At 70.8% G+C, this 21,223-nt stretch carries 18 protein-coding genes; 11 read left to right on the top strand and 7 right to left on the bottom strand.

Features of this window, described 5'->3' with window-relative positions; all coding sequences use genetic code 11:
- Nucleotides 1–11: 11 nt before the first annotated feature.
- From IAG42_RS08620 to IAG42_RS08605, 4 genes are all read left to right on the top strand, one after another.
- A complete protein-coding gene (locus IAG42_RS08620; RefSeq protein WP_188336437.1) occupies nt 12–2,012 on the top strand; it encodes an ABC transporter ATP-binding protein in 2,001 nt (666 codons plus the stop codon).
- A gap of 163 nt (nt 2,013–2,175) precedes the next feature.
- On the top strand, nt 2,176–3,045 hold the full coding sequence (locus IAG42_RS08615; protein WP_188336436.1) for a FadR/GntR family transcriptional regulator: 870 nt from the start codon (nt 2,176–2,178) through the stop codon (nt 3,043–3,045).
- Between the two features lie 541 nt (nt 3,046–3,586).
- Entirely contained in the window at nt 3,587–5,125 is a 1,539-nt protein-coding gene (locus IAG42_RS08610; RefSeq protein ID WP_223205911.1) for an RNA polymerase sigma factor, read from the top strand.
- 161 nt (nt 5,126–5,286) lie between these two features.
- The gene (locus IAG42_RS08605) at nt 5,287–6,147 is read left to right on the top strand and encodes a S1 family peptidase (RefSeq protein WP_188336434.1); all 861 of its coding nucleotides are present in this window, start codon (nt 5,287–5,289) and stop codon (nt 6,145–6,147) included.
- Nucleotides 6,148–6,285: 138 nt separating this feature from the next.
- Here the strand turns inward: IAG42_RS08605 and IAG42_RS08600 are convergent, their stop codons facing one another.
- A complete protein-coding gene (locus IAG42_RS08600) occupies nt 6,286–6,516 on the bottom strand; it encodes a DUF7455 domain-containing protein (RefSeq protein ID WP_161306080.1) in 231 nt (76 codons plus the stop codon).
- Between the two features lie 441 nt (nt 6,517–6,957).
- Between IAG42_RS08600 and IAG42_RS08595 the strand changes: the two genes are divergently transcribed.
- The 6 genes from IAG42_RS08595 to IAG42_RS08570 all read left to right on the top strand — a co-directional run bounded on the left by IAG42_RS08595 (nt 6,958) and on the right by IAG42_RS08570 (nt 13,954).
- The gene (locus IAG42_RS08595) at nt 6,958–9,081 is read left to right on the top strand and encodes a DNA gyrase/topoisomerase IV subunit B (protein WP_188336433.1); all 2,124 of its coding nucleotides are present in this window, start codon (nt 6,958–6,960) and stop codon (nt 9,079–9,081) included.
- A gap of 220 nt (nt 9,082–9,301) precedes the next feature.
- A complete protein-coding gene (locus IAG42_RS08590) occupies nt 9,302–9,808 on the top strand; it encodes a DUF1453 domain-containing protein (protein WP_188336432.1) in 507 nt (168 codons plus the stop codon).
- A 14-nt stretch (nt 9,809–9,822) separates the two neighbouring features.
- Nucleotides 9,823–10,962, top strand: coding sequence for a sensor histidine kinase (locus IAG42_RS08585; RefSeq protein ID WP_188341260.1), 1,140 nt, complete (start codon nt 9,823–9,825; stop codon nt 10,960–10,962).
- Nucleotides 10,959–11,666, top strand: coding sequence for a response regulator (locus IAG42_RS08580; RefSeq protein ID WP_188336431.1), 708 nt, complete (start codon nt 10,959–10,961; stop codon nt 11,664–11,666). The genes IAG42_RS08585 and IAG42_RS08580 overlap by 4 nt, the downstream gene beginning before the upstream one ends.
- A gap of 60 nt (nt 11,667–11,726) precedes the next feature.
- A complete protein-coding gene (locus tag IAG42_RS08575; RefSeq protein ID WP_394811278.1) occupies nt 11,727–12,347 on the top strand; it encodes a DUF485 domain-containing protein in 621 nt (206 codons plus the stop codon).
- A complete protein-coding gene (locus tag IAG42_RS08570) occupies nt 12,344–13,954 on the top strand; it encodes a solute symporter family protein (protein WP_188336429.1) in 1,611 nt (536 codons plus the stop codon). The genes IAG42_RS08575 and IAG42_RS08570 overlap by 4 nt, the downstream gene beginning before the upstream one ends.
- 73 nt (nt 13,955–14,027) lie before the next feature.
- Here IAG42_RS08570 and IAG42_RS08565 read toward each other — a convergent pair whose 3' ends face one another.
- The 4 genes from IAG42_RS08565 to IAG42_RS08550 form a co-directional block, all read right to left on the bottom strand.
- Nucleotides 14,028–14,705, bottom strand: coding sequence for a response regulator (locus tag IAG42_RS08565; RefSeq protein WP_188336428.1), 678 nt, complete (start codon nt 14,703–14,705; stop codon nt 14,028–14,030).
- Nucleotides 14,705–16,375: a sensor histidine kinase gene (locus IAG42_RS08560; RefSeq protein ID WP_188336427.1), complete on the bottom strand. Its 1,671-nt coding sequence runs from the start codon at nt 16,373–16,375 to the stop codon at nt 14,705–14,707. The genes IAG42_RS08565 and IAG42_RS08560 overlap by 1 nt, the downstream gene beginning before the upstream one ends.
- Nucleotides 16,376–16,472: 97 nt before the next feature.
- A complete protein-coding gene (locus IAG42_RS08555; protein ID WP_188336426.1) occupies nt 16,473–17,423 on the bottom strand; it encodes a sucrase ferredoxin in 951 nt (316 codons plus the stop codon).
- A gap of 45 nt (nt 17,424–17,468) precedes the next feature.
- Nucleotides 17,469–18,719 (bottom strand): citrate synthase, encoded by a 1,251-nt coding sequence (locus tag IAG42_RS08550; RefSeq protein WP_188336425.1) that lies wholly within the window; start codon nt 18,717–18,719, stop codon nt 17,469–17,471.
- Between the two features lie 96 nt (nt 18,720–18,815).
- On the opposite strand from IAG42_RS08550, the gene IAG42_RS08545 reads away from it, so the two are divergent.
- The gene (locus tag IAG42_RS08545; protein WP_188336424.1) at nt 18,816–19,985 is read left to right on the top strand and encodes a citrate synthase/methylcitrate synthase; all 1,170 of its coding nucleotides are present in this window, start codon (nt 18,816–18,818) and stop codon (nt 19,983–19,985) included.
- A gap of 32 nt (nt 19,986–20,017) precedes the next feature.
- Here the strand turns inward: IAG42_RS08545 and IAG42_RS08540 are convergent, their stop codons facing one another.
- Together IAG42_RS08540 and IAG42_RS08535 are read right to left on the bottom strand one after the other, a co-directional pair.
- A complete protein-coding gene (locus IAG42_RS08540) occupies nt 20,018–20,254 on the bottom strand; it encodes a hypothetical protein (protein ID WP_188336423.1) in 237 nt (78 codons plus the stop codon).
- A 214-nt stretch (nt 20,255–20,468) separates the two neighbouring features.
- Complete coding sequence (locus IAG42_RS08535) at nt 20,469–21,002, bottom strand: DUF6082 family protein (RefSeq protein WP_223205910.1); 534 nt, start codon at nt 21,000–21,002, stop codon at nt 20,469–20,471.
- Nucleotides 21,003–21,223 lie beyond the last annotated feature (221 nt).

The following is a 21,223-nucleotide window of genomic DNA, read 5'->3' as shown; positions in this document are numbered from 1 at the left end:
CGAGAGAAGCGATGATCCAGGCCATCGGACTGACCAGCAACGCCCGTAAGGAGGGCCCGCCTGCCGTCGACGACGTGTCCTTCGAGGCGCACGGAGGATACGTCACCGCCCTGCTCGGCCCACGCGGCGCGGGCAAGACCACCGCGGTACGGCTGATGCTCGCACTGCAACAGGGCCGTGGCATCACGTACTTCAGAGGACGCCCGCTGCACCGCATTCCGCATCCCTCGCGCGAAGTCGGCGTCCTGCTCGGTGACGTCCCGGGGCACCCCGCCCGGTCGGTGCGTGGCCAACTCCGCATGCTGTGCGCGGCGACGGGCGTGTCCGTCGAGCGCGCGGACGAAGTGCTGGAGGCCGTGGGCCTGGTGAGCCTGCGCGATCAGCGCCTCGGCACGCTGTCGCGCGGAATGGACCGCCGGCTCGGCCTGGCCGGAGCGCTCCTGGCGGACCCGCACACCCTGGTCCTCGACGGCCCCTCCGAAGGGCTGTCGCACCGTGAGTGCAGCTGGCTGCACGGCGCCCTGCGGACGTACGCGGACCTCGGCGGCACCGTGCTGTTCACCACCGACGACCCCAAAGAGGCGGCGCGGGCGGCCGATCACGTCGTCTCGCTGGACGGCGGAAAGGTCGTGGCAGACCAGGAAGCCAGTGCCTTCGCCCGCACACGGCTGCGCCCCCGGGTCGCCGTCCGCAGCCCGCACGCCGCGCGCCTCGCGGTGCTGCTGGCCAAGGAAGCACGCAGGGCGAAACGGTCCGTCGAGGTCGTCACCGAGGACGGCAGCCGCCTCTCCGTGTACGGCAGCACCTGCGCCGACGTGGGCGAGACCGCGTTCCGCCACGGGATCCTGGTACACCAACTCGCCGACGAGATCGGGGACGCGGGCCCGCAATCGGGCCCCGCGCAGACTCCGCAATCCCCGGTCGGGCCGAACGACCCTGAGCGTGGCCACGGCGCGGAGGGCGGCCTTGTAGTGCCGCCCGGGGGCGGGCATCGTGCGGCCGACGCCGGCAGGGGCGAGGTCGCCAACCTGCTGGCTCCGGCAGACGCGTTCACGTCTGCCACCGGTATGCCGTCGACCCCCGCGGCCGCTCCGAACGAGGACAAGGGCGCCATGGACGCGCCGGACTCGAAGTACGTGGCGCTCGCGACGGATGAAGAGCCGTCCCGGGACAGCAGCGACCGCAGCGCAGAGGCGCCCCCCACCCTCTCGCCCCTGCCGCCGCCCATCACCGTCTGGTCCGCGCGCAGCCCCCTGCGCCCCCTGCGCTACGAGCTGCGCCGCGCGACCGGCATCCCCACCGGCTACGTGACCGTCGGCCTCGCTCTCGTCCTGTCCGCACTCCTCTCCCTGTTCCTCGCCCGGGTCGGACACACACCGCAGCCGCGCCTGCTCGCCGCCTGGCCGCACGAGCTGCCCCTGCCCCCCGCCGCACTCGGCGCGGGCCTGCTCGGCGCCTTCGCCTTCGGCGACGAGTTCCGCCACCCCGCCCTCGGTATCGACCGGGGATCCGTACCGCGCCGGCTGGGACTGCTCACGGCCAAGCTGGCCGTGGGTGCCGCGACCGCTGTCGTCATGTCAACCCTCGTGATCGCCTGCGACGCCGCCATGCTCCATCTGGTATACGGCGGCGAACTCACACAAGTCCCCGCCGACTGGCTCTCGTTGAGCGCGAGTTGGCTCGTCCTCGTCGTCGCCTGCGCCTGGGCGGGAGTCCTGGCCTCCGCGGTCTTCCGGTCCACCACCGCCGGGCTCGCCGCCGTCGTGGCCGTGCCGATCGTGATCGTCCCGCTCGTACAGAAGGCCCTGGAGGGACCGTCTGTGCGAACGGCCGCGGGGCTTCCAGGCCGTCTGAGCGGTCTCACGCTGGTGCACTGGCCCTTCGGTGCGGAGCGCTACGCGGCGGCCGCGGTGCGGATGATCGTTCAACCTGTAGGTGCTGCGCTCATGTTGTCGCTCACCGCGCTGCTCTGCGCATACGTGCTCACAGCGGTGCGCCCCCGGGTGCGCTGAGGACCCTTTTCGGTCTGCGGGTCCGCCGCTGTCCACAACTCCCCCTGGAACGCTCACTTCTTTCCGATAAGGCGTCAATTACAGTGAGGACGGCGATCACCCTTTCGTGTGCTTTTCACCAAAGACCTCAAGGGAGTTGGAGGCAACGCCGACAACAGATTCCGTGAGTACCCTTGCGCACACCATGATGACCACCGCCCGCTCCGCCGAATCCGGCCTCTCCGGACCGGGCGAACTCGATCGCTACCCCTATGCGGAGGCTCCTGTCGACCGCGTCGGCGCACCCGCGTGGGACACCGGCGACGCCGATCTGGGCCGCGTCGGCCGACGCCCCGCCGGCAGCCGCGGCCGCGGCCTGCACGGCCAACTCGTCCAGCAGTTGGGGCAGATGATCGTCTCCGGGGACCTGGGCGCCGACCGCCCGCTGGTCCCCGAGGAGATCGGCCAGCGTTTCGAGGTGTCCCGCACCGTCGTCCGCGAGTCGCTCCGCGTCCTCGAGGCCAAGGGGCTGGTCAGCGCCCGGCCGAACGTGGGCACGCGCGTGCGCCCCGTGAGCGACTGGAACCTGCTGGACCCCGACATCATCGAGTGGCGGGCCTTCGGACCGCAGCGTGACGACCAGCGCAGGGAGCTCGGTGAGCTGCGCTGGACGATCGAGCCGCTCGCCGCCCGGCTCGCCGCCGGACACGGCCGCGACGATCTGCAGCAACGTCTCTCCGACATGGTCGAGATCATGGGGCACGCCCTCGGACAGGGCGATTCGATCACCTTCTCGCGTGCCGACGCCGAGTTCCACGCGCTGCTGATCCAGCTCGCCGGCAACCGGATGCTCGAACACCTCTCCGGCATCGTCTCGGCCGCCCTGCAGGTCTCCGGCGGGCCCGTCACGGGCTGTGACCGGCCGAACGAGACGACCGTCGCGCACCACGCGCGCATCGTCGAGGCGCTCGCCACGGGCGACGGAGTCGGCGCCGAGGCGGCCATGCGTCAGCTGCTGACCGTCCACCTCGTGCCGGGCCCCCGCGAGCACTGACCGGGGAGAGCGTGCGCGGGGGCGCGAGGAGCGGGGAGTACGGCTCGGGTCGTGCGACGCGCCGGATCGGATTGAGCGGACTCCCCGGATGTCGCCGGAGCGCCCCCTGGTGTGCCGCAGGCACGTTTCGGTGGGCGCCATCCGGTGACTCGCCACTTGGAGGCCGGAGGGTATTCCGCCGAGCGGGTCTCTCTGGAAGGCTGGCCGGTGATCGCTGCGGGGTTCCCGCAGCGGGTCCGTTACGTCTCGGATCCGGCAGTCAGGTCCCGTAGGGGCTGGATCGCGCCCGCATCTGCCCGCATACGTCATTTTTTGACCGCTTACGGGGTGTGACTCGGGCCACGCAGATTGGGCGTAACGCTCCTCGGAACAGCGCGATGACCTAAGAGGTGACAGCCGAGGAGGGAATACGGCAGCCGTTCGTGGCGCTGTGTATCTCCCCGGCCCCCGCCCGCGACGTCGGCCCATCCCCAAGCCGGCGGTCGTCGGCTCCGGTCCACACAGGACGGGGCCGGAAGCCGTTTTCCAACGTTCCGAGAGGTTGTTCGTGTCGGCCAGCACATCCCGTACGCTCCCGCCGGAGATCGCCGAGTCCGTCTCTGTCATGGCGCTCATTGAGCGGGGAAAGGCTGATGGCCAGATCGCCGGCGACGACGTACGCCGTGCGTTCGAGGCCGACCAGATTCCGGCCACTCAGTGGAAGAACGTTCTGCGCAGCCTCAACCAGATCCTCGAGGAAGAGGGTGTGACGCTGATGGTCAGTGCCGCTGAGCCCAAGCGTCCCCGAAAGAGCGTCGCAGCCAAGAGTCCGGCCAAGCGCACCACCACCAAGACCGTCGCGGCCAAGACCGTCACCGCCAAGAAGGTCGCCACCGGCACCCCCGCGGCGGAGGCTCCCGCCGGGGCGTCGGCGGACGAGGCGCCGGTCAAGAAGGCCGCGGCCAAGAAGGCGACGACCAAGAAGGCCGCCGCCAAGAAGACGACCGCGAAGAAGACCGCGGCCAAGAAGACGGCCGCCAAGAAGGACGACGACCTTCTCGAGGACGAGGCGACCGAGGAGACCCCCGCCACCGGCAAGGCCGAGGGCGAGCCCGAGGCCGAGGGCCAGGGCTTCGTCCTGTCCGACGAGGACGAGGACGACGCGCCCGCGCAGCAGGTCGCGGCCGCCGGCGCCACCGCCGACCCGGTCAAGGACTACCTGAAGCAGATCGGCAAGGTCCCGCTGCTCAACGCCGAGCAGGAGGTCGAGCTCGCCAAGCGCATCGAGGCCGGCCTGTTCGCCGAGGACAAGCTGGCGAACGCCGACAAGCTGGCTCCGAAGCTCAAGCGCGAGCTCGAGATCATCGCCGAGGACGGCCGCCGCGCCAAGAACCACCTGCTGGAGGCCAACCTCCGCCTCGTGGTCTCCCTGGCCAAGCGCTACACCGGCCGCGGCATGCTCTTCCTGGACCTGATCCAGGAGGGCAACCTCGGTCTGATCCGCGCGGTCGAGAAGTTCGACTACACCAAGGGCTACAAGTTCTCCACGTACGCCACCTGGTGGATCCGTCAGGCGATCACCCGCGCCATGGCCGACCAGGCCCGCACCATCCGTATCCCGGTGCACATGGTCGAGGTCATCAACAAGCTCGCGCGCGTGCAGCGCCAGATGCTCCAGGACCTGGGCCGCGAGCCCACCCCGGAGGAGCTGGCCAAGGAACTCGACATGACCCCCGAGAAGGTCATCGAGGTCCAGAAGTACGGCCGCGAGCCCATCTCGCTGCACACCCCGCTGGGCGAGGACGGTGACAGCGAGTTCGGTGACCTCATCGAGGACTCCGAGGCCGTCGTCCCGGCCGACGCCGTCAGCTTCACGCTCCTCCAGGAGCAGCTGCACTCGGTCCTCGACACCCTGTCCGAGCGCGAGGCCGGCGTGGTCTCCATGCGCTTCGGTCTCACCGACGGTCAGCCGAAGACCCTCGACGAGATCGGCAAGGTGTACGGCGTGACGCGCGAGCGCATCCGCCAGATCGAGTCGAAGACCATGTCGAAGCTGCGCCACCCGTCGCGCTCGCAGGTCCTGCGCGACTACCTCGACTAGTCGACGGCTCCTGAAGGACCCTCAGAAGGCCCGGTACGCCCCCTCCGTGGGGAGTGCCGGGCCTTCGGCGTGTCCGCGACACCACGCGGACTCGCGGTGCGCGTGCCACCGAAGTGGATCACTCTGGGTGTGCTGTGAACAACCTGGAGTGAGGAGACCGTATGCGTCATGCCCGTGCGAGAGTGCTGACCACGTCCCTGGCCGTCCTGGCGGCGGTGGCCGTGTCGCCCCTGGCCTCGCCGTCGCGCGCGGCCGCCGACGACGGGGTCGTCGGCGGGCAGCAGGTCAGCGTGGGCGACAGCCCGTGGGCGGTGGCCCTGTCCAGTCGTGACCGGTTCGGAGGCAGCCGGTCGGGGCAGTTCTGCGGGGGCGTCGTCGTCGACCGGTCCACGGTGCTCACCGCGGCCCACTGTCTCGGGCCCGACGTGATCGGTGGGCCCGGAGGGACGGTCCGCGACCTCAAGGTGATCGCCGGCCGGGACGATCTCGAATCGACGGCGGGCGCGGAGATCCCCGTGCGCAGCATGTGGGTGAATCCCGACTACGACGAACGAACGAACGCGGGGGACGTGGCCGTCATCACACTGTCCACGGCACTGCCCGCGGGATACGTGATCCCCATGGCGGACGAGGGTGACCCCGCCTACCGCCCCGGTACGGGAGCGGCCGTCTACGGCTGGGGTGACACCACGGGCGCGGGTGACTACGCGCGCACGCTGCACGCGGCCCGTGTGCAGGTGCTCGCCGACAGTGCGTGCGAGAGGGCCTATCCGGGCGGTCCTGAGGGCACCTATCAGTCCGACTCGATGCTCTGCGCGGGCGTCCCCGAAGGCGGCAAGGACGCCTGCCAGGGGGACAGCGGCGGGCCACTGGTGGCCCAGGGCAAGCTGATCGGCCTGGTGTCCTGGGGGAGCGGCTGCGGGCGCCCGGAGAGCCCGGGCGTCTACACGCGCGTCTCGGACGCTCTGCGCGTGCTCGAGCAGCGCACCTCGAGGCTGCCCTCGGTGTCCGAGGGGGCGTGAAGGTGACGGTCCCGCGGGCCTGAGAGGGCGGTGGGACCGTACGGATACGAGGACGGGCGGCCATCCCTGGGGTGCAGGGAGGGCCGCCCGCTCACCGGCCTGATGACGCCGGAGCTGGCTCGTCGTGGGTGCGAGGCGTCAGCGTTCCTCGGTCTCGGCGCTTGCCGGAACGGCGGTGAGCCGCTCCGTCTCGTCCTGTATCTCAGCGGCGATCTTCTTGAGTTCCGGCTCGAACTTGCGACCGTGGTGGGCGCAGAAGAGCAGTTCACCACCGCTGAGGAGCACGACGCGCAGGTATGCCTGGGCGCCGCAACGGTCACAGCGGTCAGCGGCCGTCAGCGGGCTCGCGGGGGTCAGAACAGTAGTCACGTCGCCTCTTCTCTAGCTCGACGAGCTGTCGTACCAGGGTCAACATCCAACCAGGCCGAAAACGTTCCCGCTCGCGGCTTTTCCTCGAAAAATTTCTTCGAGGCCGGCTGTCTGTCGCCGGGTGGCGGCGAATGTGCCGTATTGCGTCTCTTACGTGTCTTACGGGTTCGCGCGTTCTGTCAGGTCGGTCCTCCCCGGCTGGGATGCCGGTTGTTCATGAGGACGTGCCCGGAGCCTAAATGGTTCATGCCTGGAAGGGAACGTGATGTGTGCTTCACTCCATCGAGGGATCGAACACTCATGCGAGCTTGGACTAGTCTTGGTCGAGGTGAGGGTGGCGGTACAACGGCTCTACCAGGCCTCGGTAGGCTCTGACGCGCGACCGACGCCGGCCCTTTACCCACAAGGGCCCCATCTGAAATTCAGCGAGGAGCGAACCGCGTGACCGCCGAGACGTCCGTGCCGTCCACAGCGCTGCTGACCGGAGCAGACCGTGACGGTTCCAACTACACCGCGCGGCACCTGCTGGTCCTCGAGGGGCTCGAAGCAGTCCGCAAGCGACCGGGCATGTACATCGGCTCGACCGACAGCCGCGGCCTCATGCACTGCCTCTGGGAGATCATCGACAACTCCGTCGACGAGGCCCTGGGCGGCTACTGCGACCACATCGAGGTGATCCTGCACGACGACGGCTCCGTCGAGGTGCGGGACAACGGCCGAGGCATCCCCGTGGATGTCGAGCCCAAAACCGGCCTCTCCGGAGTCGAGGTCGTCATGACGAAGCTCCACGCGGGCGGAAAGTTCGGCGGTGGCTCCTACGCGGCCTCCGGCGGCCTCCACGGCGTGGGCGCCTCGGTGGTGAACGCGCTGTCGGCGCGTCTCGACGTCGAGGTGGACCGCAACGGGCACACGCACGCCATCAGCTTCCGGCGCGGCGTCCCCGGAGCCTTCGCCAAGCCCGGCCCCGACGCGGCCTTCGACCCTTCGGCGCGCCTGACCAAGACCAAGAAGATCCCCAAGGCCCGCCTCGGCACCCGCATCCGCTACTGGGCGGACCGCCAGATCTTCCTCAAGGACGCCAAGCTCTCCCTGGAGACGCTGCACCAGCGCGCCCGCCAGACCGCGTTCCTCGTGCCCGGCCTGACCATCGTCGTCCGCGACGAGTTCGGCCTCGGGGACGGAGGCAGCAAGGGCGAGGAGTCCTTCCGCTTCGACGGCGGCATCAGCGAGTTCTGCGAGTACCTGGCGCAGGACAAGCCGGTCTGCGACGTCCTGCGCCTCACCGGACAGGGCACCTTCAAGGAGACCGTCCCGGTCCTGGACGACCACGGCCAGATGACACCGACCGAGGTCACCCGTGAGCTCGGCGTGGACATCGCGCTGCGCTGGGGCACGGGCTACGACACGACCCTCAGGTCGTTCGTGAACATCATCGCCACCCCCAAGGGCGGCACCCACGTGACGGGCTTCGAGCGCTCGCTCACCAAGACGATGAACGAGGTCCTGCGCAGCCAGAAGCTGCTGCGCGTCGCCGAGGACGACGTCGTCAAGGACGATGCCCTCGAAGGCCTCACCGCCGTCGTCACGGTGCGCCTCGCCGAGCCGCAGTTCGAGGGCCAGACCAAGGAGGTCCTCGGTACCTCCGCGGCCAACCGGATCGTCGCCAACGTGGTCGCCAAGGAGCTCAAGGCGTTCCTGACGTCCACCAAGCGTGACGCCAAGGCGCAGGCACGCGCCGTCATGGAGAAGGCCGTCGCGGCGGCCCGCACCCGCATCGCGGCCCGCCAGCACAAGGACGCGCAGCGCCGCAAGACGGCCCTGGAGTCCTCGTCGCTTCCCGCGAAGCTTGCCGACTGCCGCAGCGACGACGTGGAGCGCAGCGAGCTCTTCATCGTCGAGGGCGACTCCGCGCTCGGCACCGCCAAGCTCGCGCGGAACTCGGAGTTCCAGGCGCTCCTGCCGATCCGCGGCAAGATCCTCAACGTCCAGAAGTCGTCCGTCTCGGACATGCTGAAGAACGTCGAGTGCGGTGCGATCATCCAGGTGATAGGAGCTGGCTCCGGGCGCACCTTCGACATCGACGCGGCGCGCTACGGAAAGATCATCCTGCTCGTCGACGCCGACGTCGACGGCGCGCACATCCGCTGCCTCCTCCTGACGCTGTTCCAGCGCTACATGCGGCCGATGGTCGAGGCGGGCCGGGTCTTCGCCGCGGTGCCCCCGCTGCACCGCATCGAGCTGGTCCAGCCCAAGAAGGGCCAGGACAAGTACGTGTACACGTACTCCGACCGCGAGCTGCGCGAGACGCTGCTCGAGTTCCAGCGCAAGAACGTGCGGTACAAGGACTCGATCCAGCGGTACAAGGGTCTGGGCGAGATGGACGCCGACCAGCTGGCCGAGACCACGATGGACCCCCGCCACCGCACCCTGCGCCGGATCAACATCGGCGAGCTGGACGCCGCTGAGCAGGTGTTCGACCTGCTCATGGGCAACGATGTGGCACCGCGCAAGGAGTTCATCAGCAGCTCCGCCGCGACGCTCGACCGCTCGCGCATCGACGCGTAGCAACCGACGCGCAGTGACGACCTGGCCGGTGACGGCCGGCCGCGCCTCCGGGCGCACCGCCGGCCGCCACCGGCCAGACGCGTTCCCCGGTGGCTCCACCCACGGGTGGAGCCGCTTGATCCACCCGGGATCCACCCCGGCTCCGATCTCCTGACCTGCCGGTTTCCGTAGTGTCGACGGCGTTGAACCACTCCGCTCCGACCGATTCACGGAGGCCGTCATGTCCGGTCCCACCGAAGTCCTGGTGATCGTCGCCGTCGTCGCCCTGGTCGTCGTGCGCCAGTTCAGGACCGAGCGCCTGTCGATGGACCGCAAGTGGTGGCTGCTGCCCGTGGCCCTCGGATTCTTCGCGCTCCGCGACGGTAAGGTCGCCGACCCGCACCACATGACGGGCTCCGTGATCCTGCTCGTCGTCGAACTGCTGGTGAGCGTCGGTATTGGGATCGGCTGGGCGTTCACCACACGGCTGTGGGCCGACGAGCACGGGGACGTCTGGACGAAGGGTACGGTCGCCACGGCCGGAGCCTGGGCCGGCGGGGTCGCCGCCCGGGTCGCCGTCGCCGGCATCGGCCTCGCGATGGGCGTCCACCTCGGCAGTGACGCGTTCATGCTCGGCTTCGCCGTCTCACTGCTGGCCCGGTCCGGGGTCCTGATGTGGCGGGCCGGCGCCCTGGAGTCGGCGTACGTTGGTGCTGTCCCGCAGCCGGCCTGGGAGGACCGCAGGTGAGTCAGCGAGACGTGATGGCGTGGCCCTCGCGGGAGGCGCTCTCCCGCGAGGGGAAGACCCGCGCACGGTGGATGCTGTCCTGGCTGGTCAGGGTGGTCGTGATCACCGTCCTGCTGTGGACGGCGATCACGCAGCGCGACGTCCCCGGCTGGGCCGTTGCGGCGGCTCCCGTGGGTCTGGTGATCGCGTCCGTTGCGGCGTGGGGCTTCTTCCGGACCACGCTAGAACACCGGCTGTGGCCTTCCCTCGGCATCCTCGCCGTTCTGTTCGTACTCGCCGGGCTGGCCCAGACGATCGGCTTCCTGGCGCCGGCCGTGGTCCTCTGGTGCGGTTGCGCCGTCACCGCGCTGGAGCGACTGCCGTTGATCGCCGCCGTGCCCGTCACGGGTGTCGCGCTCGCCGCGTTCGCGCTCACCAACGACGACTCATGGATCTCCACGACCGCCGTCGCCGTGGGCCTGTGCCTGTCCGGATACGTGCTGCGGCTGGACGCCGAGGCCCGGGGCAGCGCCCAGAGGCTCCTGGTCCAGGAGCGAGCGGCGCGGAAGGCGGAGGCCGAGTCCGCCGCGCTCGCCGAGAGATCCCGCATCGCCCGCGAGATCCACGACGTGCTCGCGCACAGTCTCTCGGCACAGCTCGTGCACCTGGAAGCGGCCCGGATCCTCATCGAGCGCGGGGCCGACCGGGACCAGATCCTCGAGCGGGTGGTGGCCGCCCGCGGCATGGCCAGGGACGGCCTCGACGAGACCCGCCAGGCTCTCTCGGCGCTGCGCGGAGACCTGACGCCGCTCGAGGACTTCCTGCGGGAACTGGTCGCTTCCTCGGGCGGTGCCACGCTCACGGTGCAGGGCGAGCGCAGACCTCTCTCCGCCGAGGCCTCGCAGGCGGTCCGCAGAGTCGCACAGGAAGCGCTGACGAACGTACGCAAGCACGCCCCAGGGGCGAAGGCCGCACTGCGGCTGGAGTACCTGCCCGAGGAAGTGGCCCTGGAAATACGGGATTCGGGTGCATCGGGGCCGCAGGGCGAGCTCACTGTCAGTGGCGCCGGTTACGGTCTGTTGGGGATGAGGGAGCGTGCCGAGCTGCTGGGCGGCTCGTTGGAGGCGGGGCCGTGCGAGGAGGGTTTCGTGGTCAGTTTGAAGGTTCCCGTATGAGCGGGAGTGCGGCGGGGGAACGCACGGGCAGGCCGCCGGCCCGTGTGGTGGTGGTCGACGACCAGACGGTGGTGCGCGAAGGGATCGTGATGCTCCTGGGGCTGCTGCCCGGGATCGAGGTCGTCGGATCCGGGGGCGACGGCGAGGAGGCGGTCGCTCTCGTCGCGGAGCTGGCGCCGGACGTCGTCCTGATGGACCTGCGTATGCCGCGCTGCGACGGGGCGGAGGCGACCAGACGCATCCGGGAGCAGTATCCGGCCACGCAGGTCGTCGTCCTGACCACGTACGCCGACGACGAGTCGCTCTTTCCCGCGCTGAGGGCCGGGGCCCGCGGCTACCTGACCAAGGACGCCGGCGGTGACGAGATCGTGCGGGCGGTCGAGGACGTGCTGTCGGGGGACGCGGGGCTCGCGCCGAAGATCCAGCGGAGACTCCTGGAGCGGCTCTCCCAGGCGGAGACCGCCGCTCCGGGACCCAAGGAGCCCCCGGACGGGATCACGGCGCGGGAGGCCGAGGTCCTGGTGCTGATCGCCGACGGACTGAGCAATCAGGAGATCGCCAAGGCGCTGCACGTCTCGACGGCGACGGTGAAGACGCACATCAACAACCTGTTCGCGAAGGCCGGCCTCAAGGACCGGGCGCAGGCGGTGCGTTACGCCTATCAACACGGTCTGGCGCGGCCACCGGGCACTTCAATCCCCTGAGCCGTCACCTAATGGGGTGAAGGGCATGCGAGAAGAGTCCGGGATCTTCCCGATCTGTCCATCCTTGGGTCCGCGGCCGACGTGGCCGCGGACAAGGAGAGTTCGGTGGAGAAGCACGACGGGCGCGAGACGGCGCAGCCCCGGGCCGGTGATCGAGGTGGCATCGGTGACCCGTGGCAGGACGCGCTGGCCTCGGGGTGGGGCGAGTTGGACGGTACGGGTGCGCCGGCGCCGACCGTGCCCGCCCAGCCCGTGCCAGGGGAGCGCAGCGCGGCGGGGATCTATCTGGAGGTCCAGCGCAGCGCCGCGTTCCAGGAAGTACGCGCGCGCTACCGGAGGTTCGCGTTCCCGGCGGCCGCGGTCTTCTTCGTCTGGTACCTCGCCTACGTCGTCGCCGCCACGACCGCGCACGACCTGATGGCCCAGCCGGTCGCCGGCTCTGTGAACGTGGCGATGGTCGCCGGGCTCGGACAGTTCGCCAGCACGTTCCTGCTGACGTGGCTGTACGCCCGCCACGCGCGCCTGCGCCGCGACCGAGCCGCGCTCGAACTGCGCTGGGACACGCAGGAGATGACCCGGGGCATCGACACCGCCTCCCGCACGAAGGATTCCTCGCACAACCAGACGAACGGCGCGGGGCGCGTCAACGGAACGGCGCGCAGCGAAGGCGGGCAGTGGTGACCGGAACGCATCAGACTCTGGCGCTGGTTCTCTTCAGCGCTTTCGTGGCGGTCACCCTCGGCATCACCACCTGGGTGAGCCGCAACCGCCACGGTTCGGCAGAGGAGTTCTACGCGGGCGGGCGTCTGTTCTCGCCGATGGAGAACGGTTTTGCCATCTCGGGCGACTACATGTCCGCGGCCTCCTTCCTCGGCATCTCCGGACTCATCGCCCTCTACGGGTACGACGGATTGCTCTACTCCGTCGGCTTCCTCGTCGCCTGGCTCGTCGTCCTCTTCCTGGTCGCCGAACTGGTCCGCAACTGCGGGCGGTTCACCCTCGCCGACGTCGTGGCGGCCAGGATGCGCGAACGCCCCGTACGGATCGCGGCCGGAACGTCCTCCGTCGTCGTGTCGGTGCTCTACCTGGTGGCGCAGATGGTGGGCGCGGGCAGCCTCATGGCGCTCCTGCTGGGCGGCACGAGCGGCGCCGCCCAGTCCTGGACCGTCGTCGGCGTCGGCGCGCTCATGGTGATCTACGTGTCGTTGGGAGGGATGCGGGCCACGACGTGGATCCAGATCGTCAAGGCCGTCCTCCTCATGGCCGGCGCGATCGCCCTCACCGTCCTCGTCCTCGCCCGCTTCCACGGCGACTTCAACGCGCTGCTGCGGGCCGCTTCCGACCGCAGCGGGCAAGGGGCGGACTTCCTGGCGCCCGGGCTGCGCTACGGGGGGAGCTGGACCTCCCGCTTCGACTTCATCAGCCTGGGCCTCGCGCTCGTGCTCGGCACGGCCGGCCTCCCGCACATCCTGTCGCGCTTCTACACCGTGCCGACCGCACGGGCGGCCCGCCGTTCCGTCGTCTGGTCGATCGGCCTCATCGGCAGCTTCTACCTCATGACGATCGTGCTCGGCTTCGGTGCCGCGGCCATCGTCGGCTCGGACGCCGTACGCGCCTCGAACGCGGCGGGGAACACGGCGGTTCCGCTGCTCGCCCTCGACCTGGGCGGCGGCGCGGCGTCCACGGGAGGCACGGTCCTGTTCGCGATCGTCGCGGCGGTCGCCTTCGCGACCATCCTCGCCGTCGTCGCCGGGATCACCCTCGCCTCCTCCGCCTCCGTCGCGCACGACCTGTACGCCTCCCTGAGACGCCGCAACCGTCCGGGCAAGCACTCCGGCAAGCAGTACAGCGAGGTCGCCGTGGCGCGCGTCGCGGCGGCCGGGATCGGCGTGCTCGCCATCGCGCTGGGGCTGCTGGCGCGGGACCTGAACGTCGCGTTCCTGGTGGGCCTGGCCTTCGCGGTCGCCGCGTCCGCCAATCTCCCCGTGCTGCTCTACTCGCTGTTCTGGCGGAACTTCACCACGCGCGGCGCCGTGTGGTCCGTGTACGGCGGTCTGATCCCGGCACTCGTCCTCGTCGTGCTCTCCCCGGTCGTCTCCGGTGGCCCGACCTCCCTCATCCCCGGCGTCGACTTCCACCTCTTCCCGCTGGAGAACCCGGGCCTCGTCTCCATCCCGCTGGGCTTCCTGGCGGGCTGGGTGGGCACCGTGACGTCGACCGAGCCCCCGGACGAGGCCAAGCACGCCGAGACGGAGGTGCGCGCGCTCACCGGCGCGGGAGCCGTCTGACCGCGACCGAGGACACGGCAGCCGTCACCGTCACGGGCCGCCCCGTCGCCGGTAGGACCGCGACGGGGACGGCTCAGTGGCTGGCCGCCCACGCGTAGCGGTGCTCGGGCCGGCCCGTGTCGCCGTACCGGAGGCTCAGCCGCACCCGACCGGTCCGCTCGAGCAGCTTCAGGTAGCGCTGCGCGGTCTGGCGGCTGATGCCGGTCCGGTCGGCGAGCTCCTGGGCCGACAGCGGGCCGTCGGCGCTCATCATGGCCTTGCGGACCAGATCGGCCGTCGTGGGGGAGTGGCCCTTCGGCAGCTCCGGTGCGGGCGTGGCGGACAGGGCGCCGAAGATCCGGTCGACCTCCGCCTGCTCGGCCTCACCGCCCCCGTCCAGGGTGCGCCGCAGCTCCGCGTACGCCTCCAGCTTGCCGCGCAGCCCGGCGAACGAGAACGGCTTCACCAGGTACTGCAGTGCGCCGTGCCGCATCGCCGCCTGCACCGTCGCCACGTCGCGCGCCGCGGTCACCATGATCACGTCGATGTGATGGCCCCGCTCGCGCAGCGCGCGGGCGACCGCGAGTCCCGTGTCGTCCGGCAGGTAGTGATCGAGCAGGACGAGGTCGACGTCCAGCTCCTCGACGGCCGCGAGAGCCTCGGCGGCGCTGTACGCCTTGCCCACCACCTGGAAGCCGGGCACCTTCGCCACGTAGGCGGCGTTGACGTCCGCCACGCGCGCGTCGTCGTCCACGACCAGGACGTCGATCATCAGACCTCCTCGGTCTCGTGCGCACCGGCATCCTGCGGCTCGGTCCGCAGCGTCAGGGAATCGGTGAACGCCTCCGGCAGCACGACCACGAACTCGGCGCCTCCGGACGCCGCGTCCGTCACCGTGGCGGTGCCTCCCTGGCGCTCGGCGAGCCGGCGCACCAGCGCGAGTCCGATGCCCCGCTTGCCGTGCGAGGGCGGCTCCTTGGTGGACCAGCCCTCCATGAAGACCGACTCCCGGCGGTCCGCGGGGACGCCCGGCCCGGTGTCCCGCACCGTGAGGACGGCGGTGCGGCCCTCGGCCCGCAGCACGACCTCCACGCGCGCGTGGCGCGTGGAACCGGCCGTGGCGTCCAGGGCGTTGTCCACCAGGTTCCCCACGATCGTGACCAGCCCGCGCGGGTCGACGAGACGGTCGGGCAGCGCGGTGTCGGAGGAGACGCCCAGTGCGACGCCCCGCTCGGCGGCGACGGTCGCCTTGCCCACCAGGAGGGCGGCGAGCAGCGGGTCCTTGATCTTCTCGGTGATCTGTTCCGCGGTCACCCGATGAGCGCCGGCCACCTCACCGACGAACTCGGCGGCCTCCTCGTACATCTCCAGTTCCAGGAGCCCGAGCAGGGTGTGCATGTGGTTGGCGTGCTCGTGGTCCTGGGCACGCAACGCGTCGATCAGACCACGGGTGGAGTCCAGCTCCCGGCCCAGCTGCTCCAGCTCCGTACGGTCGCGCAGGGTGGCCACGGCGCCGCCGTCGTCGGTGGGCATGCGGTTGGCGATCAGGACGCGAGGGCCGCGCACGGTGAGCAGGTCGGTACCGGTGACGTGTCCCGCGAGCACGTCCGTCGTACGGCCGGGGCCGAGCGCCGCCTCCAGGGGCAGGCCGATCGCCGCGCCGTCGACGGCGAGAAGCCGCTGCGCCTCGTCGTTCAGCAGCCGGATCCGCCCGCTGCGGTCGAGGGCGACGACGCCTTCCCGGATGCCGTGCAGCATCGCCTCGCGTTCGGCGAGCAGGGCCGCGATGTCGGAGAACGCCAGGTCACGGGTCTGCCGCTGGACCCGGCGCGAGATCAGGTACGCGGCGAGCGCACCCACCGCGAGTGCGCCGCCCGCGTAGGCGAACAGGCCGGGGATCGCGTGGATCAGTCGGGCGCGGACGCTGTCGTACTCGATGCCGACGGACACCGCGCCCACGATGGCCCCGTCAGCGTTCCTGAGGGGCACTTTGCCGCGCGCGGAGCGGCCGAGGGTACCGTCGTCGATCTCCATGACGTCCCGGCCCGCCAGAGCGTCGCTGGGGTCCGTAGAGACGACCTTCCCGATCCGCGAGCGGTCGGTGTGCGACCAGCGCACCCCGTGCATGTTCATGATCACGACGTACTCGGCGCCGCTCGCCCGGCGGATCCGCTCCGCCTCGGCCTGCACGGGGCCGTCCGCCGTCGGCAGCGACGTCCGCAGGTCCTCCGCGATGCGCGGCTGCGCGGCGGTCGTCTGCGCGATGGCGAGCGCGCGCCGCATCGCCTGGTCGTCGAGCTGGTCGCTCAACGGCGCCAGGAACAGCCCGGTGGCCAGCACCGCGACCCCGGCCGCGATCGCCACCTGCATCAGGAGCACCTGCGCGAAGACGCGCCGGGGCAGTCCGAAGCGCAGACGGCGGGCGGGGGAGGCGGTGCTCATGGTTACGAACGGTACGGGCCGTTCCGCCGGAGTCCGTAGTGCTTGTGGCGCGGATCTCGTGGACAGAGCGCTGCCGCTCCGGCCTGTGACGGACTCCCTACGCAGAGGGGTGATGCCAGTCCTGGGATGCGGGGAGCTCGCGTACGGCCGTCACGTCCATGCGAGCAGGTGAGCCGAGGGCGGCCCCGCAGCTCTCGGGGCGCGGCGGCAGCGATGCGCCCTGGACCACCGTGACGAGCCATTGGCGCCCGTCCGTGTGCGCGACGGTCACCTGCCAGAGCGGTACGTCGTCTGCGTCTGCGCTGTGCTCCGCGCCGAGGACGTCGAGGACGCCCGCGCGGTGCTCCGCGATCGTGCGGCGCACCGCGAGCTCGGCCGCCTGGCCCGGGCGGTCCCAGGCGGAACCGCCACGGCAGCCGTCGACGAGGATCCGGTCCGCGCGGACGGCCTCCAGGATCTCCTTGACGCCCGCCGGTGTGGCACGCCCGTAGGCGTAACCGTGCGGCAGCACCAGGAGCGTGGGCGAGAAGCGGTGGCCCCCGAGGTGGGTCACCTCCCAGAGGCCTTCCTCGCCGGTGGCGGCCAGTTCGGAGGCGAGCGGCCGGCCCAGAAGGGCGCAGCAGCGGTCACGCTTGCCGTTCGTGCAGACCAGGGCGAGAGGCGCGCCGAGGTGCGGTTCTCCGAAGCCGCCGTGGTCACCCGCGCCCAGGGTGGGGAAGTCGAGTGCGAGCAGCTCCTCCGGGGAGTCGACCGTGGCGCTGCGCAGCCAGGCGTTTCCGGGACCTGTGTGGGCGAGGAAGACCTGGTGGCGGGTGGGGGCGTGGCAGTCCGCGTGGCGGCCCGGGCGACGGATCAGGGCGACGCGTACGCCGGTGCCCGCGGCCGCCGATTCCAGGGCCCGGCCCACGGCGGGGTCGAGGTGGCTCGAGGTCAGGGCCTTGGCGCCCCACGGGCCGGGCTGCTCGATCAGCAGCCAGGTCCGCGCGGTGGCCGCGGTCCCCGCGAGAGGTTCGTCAAGATCCCGCGAGGCGGTCGCGCACGTACTCACGTAGTGGAGCCTAACCTGACCTGCGGATCAGCCCCCGCCCGGAGGTCATGGCAGCGGCTGAGGCGGTCGCACGCCTACGTAGTGGCCTGTCGGCCGCATACGGAGAGGGCGCTCCCCGTACTCCTCCAGGGCGTGCGCGATCCAGCCGGCGGTGCGTGCGACGGCGAAGATCGTCTCGCCGGCCTCCGCGGGCATGCCGAACGACGTGGTCAACACCGCGAGGGCCAGATCCACATTCGCGTGCAGATCGGTGTGCCGGGCGGTGGTCGCCACCACGTCGCGTGCCGCGGCGAGGGCGGGTTCGGCAGCGGGCAGCCCTTCGAGCGCGGTGAACAGGGCCTGGGCGCGCGGGTCCTCGCCCTTGTAGAGGCGGTGCCCGAGGCCGGGGACGGGCCGCCCCGCCCGGAGTTCGTCCGCCACCACCGGCCCCGCGCTGCCGCGGTCCAGGACATCGAGGAGGAGGCGGTGCGCCAGACCGCTCGCGGCTCCGTGCAGGGGGCCCTCCAGGACGCCCAGGCCCGCCGAGACGGCCGCGTAGGCGTGGGCGCGGGCCGAGGCGGCCACACGGACGGCGAGCGTGGAGGCGGCCAGATCGTGGTCGACGAGCAGGCCGAGTGCCGTGTCCAGGACGCGAAGTGACACCTCGTCGGGATGCCGGTGGGAGAGACGCCCCCACAGGCGCTGCGCGATGGGGTCGCCGTCGGCGTAGGTGGCGTTCCGGAGGGGGAGGGTGGCCGCCAGCGTCGGGATGAGGGAACGGGCGGCGCCGAGGACGGAGTCCTCGGAGAGGTCGTAGCGCAGCGGGTCGGCGGTGGCGGCCGCGACCGCCGCGACCCTCAGCCGGTCCACCGTGCTGCTGTGCTCGGGCAGGGCGTCGGCCGCTCGGCGGGCCGCCGACAGGGCCTCCTTGGGTGCGGAGAAGCGCGCGCCGGGGCGGAGTGCGCCGGTCCACAGCCACTCCGCGACCTCCTCGAAGGAGTGATGCGCGACGAGCTCGGTCGCGTCGACCCCCCGGAAGAAGTACCTGTCCTGCTCGATGAGGGTGAGGCTGGTGCGCACCGACAGGTCGGATCCGGTCGAACTTGGCGCGCTTTCCCGCTTGTTGCGACGGGCGAGCGCGTCCACCTCCGACGCGTCGAACGTGCTGCCGCGGCGCCCCTGTCCGCGGCGGCTCGTGAGCTGGCCGCGGCTCACGTAGGCGTAGACCGTCTCGGGCTTCACGCCCAGTCGTTCGGCGGTCTCGCGGGTGGTCAGTCGGCGGGCCTCCTGGGCCGCTGCCGGTTCTTGATCCCTCATGCGCGTCACCGTACCCATCGACTGAATGTTGATTCAATCAATATTGACAGAGATCGAGTCAAGAGTGGACAGTCGAATCAAGTTCAGGGAGGAAACATGCCGATCAACGGGACCACGTCCACCCCCGTCATCGACGTACCGCGCGGCCTCGCCGGCGTCGTCGTCACCGACACCGCGCTCGGTGACGTCAGGGGACGTGAGGGCTTCTACCACTACCGCCAGTACTCCGCGGTCGAGCTCGCGCAGACCCGCAGCTTCGAGGATGTCTGGCACCTGATGATCCACGGGGAGCTGCCGGACAAGGCGCAGGCGGAGGCCTTCGCCCGCCGCACCGCGGAGCTGCGCCGGCTGCCGGACGAGGTGCGGGCCGTGCTGCCCGCCGTGGCCCGGGCCGGAGCGCTCTCGGGGCCGCTCGCGGGCCTGCGGACCGCGCTGTCGCTGTTCGGGGCCGCACGGGGATTCCGGCCTGTCTACGACATCGACGCCGAGCGGCGCACGGAGGACACCCTGGCGGCCGCCGCGGTCGTGCCCACCATGCTCACGGCGCTGCACCGGCTCGGTGAGGGGCTCGAGCCCGTCGAGCCGCGTGAGGACCTCTCGTACGCGGCCAACTACCTCTACATGATGACGGGTTCGGAGCCGGAACCCGCACGCGCCCGTGCCGTGGAGCAATACCTGATCTCAACCATTGATCACGGATTCAATGCGTCAACCTTCACGGGGCGCGTCATCGCGTCGACCGGAGCGGATGTCGCGGCGTGTCTCGTGGGTGCCGTCGGCGCGCTGTCCGGACCGCTGCACGGCGGGGCACCGAGCCGCGCGCTCGACACCCTGGACGCCATTGGCACTCCCGACCGCATCGACCCCTGGATCCGCGAGCGGGTCCTCGCGGGCGACCGGATCATGGGCTTCGGCCACCCCGTCTACCGCACGGAGGACCCGCGCTCGCGCATGCTGCGCGGCATCGCGGAGGGGTTCGGCGGCCCGCTGGTGGAGTTCGCCGTGGAGGTCGAGCAGCACGTCGAAGCGATCCTGGCCGAACTGAAGCCGGGCCGGGAGCTGCACACCAACGTGGAGTTCTACGCGGGCGTGGTCATGGAGTTGTGCGGCCTGCCGCGCACGATGTTCACGCCGACCTTCGCGGCGGCGCGGGTCGTCGGATGGAGCGCCAACATCCTCGAACAGGCTCAGGACTCGAAGATCATCCGGCCGGCTGCCCGGTACGTGGGCGCGGAGCCGCCGGTGGCGGTGCCGACGCTCGACTGATCCGGCCCCAGGGAGGGGTGGGCCGGGCGCGGTCAGACGTCGGGGATGTCCTTCTTGGCGCGCAGGATGGTCTCCCGGCTCACGATCACGATCCGCTCGTACGCGGCGACCCCCGCGTCCGCCGGCAGCTCACCCCTGAGGTCTTCGGTCGCCTCTGTGCCGATCACGGCGAAGTTCCCGTCGCTCAGCTCGAAGACGTCCGGGCACGTGGCCCCGGACGTGCTTCCGCGTTCACGTGGAGAGGCCCCGATGCGGCGTACGATCTTCAAGTGAACCGGTTCTTTCTGGGCGTGCCGGGGTGAGGGGCTTTCCGGGCGTGCGGGCAGGCGGCGCCCGCACGGGGGAAATCCGCCGGGGCCCAATGTGACGTGAGACTACCGCTGATGCGTCGTGGATTCCGGCAAGTTCCTTGATTCCTTCACCAGTTCGGCGTATGGGCTGACCCGTACGTGGGTAAGCCCGGCTCTCCGATGTGACGGACGGTCACTCGGACGGCGCCTCTCCGACCACCCACCACTCCTCGGTGTCGGAGGCCGCCTCGATCTCCTGGAACAGGGCTTCCGCCATACGCCCCACCTCCGCCTCGCTGGACGCGGGATCCAGTGAGGCGCGATGGGGACGGGTCACTTCCCAGTACTCCCTGATGTGCTCGCTCTGGAAGAGCTCGCGGAGCGCGCTGAACAGGGCCCGCTGGTCGAGCAGGCCCGCCTCGTACTTGTGGAACGCGTTGATGTACCAGAGGTTGGCGTACATGTACTGACGCCGCTTCTGCGGGGTGAGTCCGTCGACCCCGTAGTTGTCGATCACCACCGCCAGCTCCGGGTCGTCGATCGCCTTGCTCAGGAGCTCCCAGTGCATGCGTTGCTGGTGTGCGCGGGCCTGGCGTCGGCGTTCTTCGGAGGCCGTTTTCGGGCCTGGGCCGAAGCGCTGCCACAGATGAGTCGCGGCGCACCCGGCCAGGGCGCCGACGACCGCGGCTGTCACGTTCCGGCTTGCCCAGTGACTCTTTGTGACCATGTCAACCCCCGATTCAGGCGACCGTGCGCCGGTCGTCGGTGAAGGGTCGACGGATGCGGGGACCGGCGAGCGGTGGGCGGCGCGCTTGCCGTCTCCCGGAGCGCCGAGCGGCTCTGGTCGGCTGGGAGGCGGAGAGGAGGCGCGCGGGGATGCTCAGGGAACGAAAACCGGCGCCATGTCCAACGTGTGCCCAAAGAGCGGCGTTAGCAATCGTTCACTTC

Origin of the sequence: Streptomyces xanthii (genome assembly GCF_014621695.1) — a bacterium.
Classification (GTDB): Bacteria; Actinomycetota; Actinomycetes; order Streptomycetales; family Streptomycetaceae; genus Streptomyces; species Streptomyces xanthii.
The sequence above is the reverse complement of the archived record's forward strand: the minus strand, read 5'-3'. Positions and strand labels throughout refer to the sequence as shown.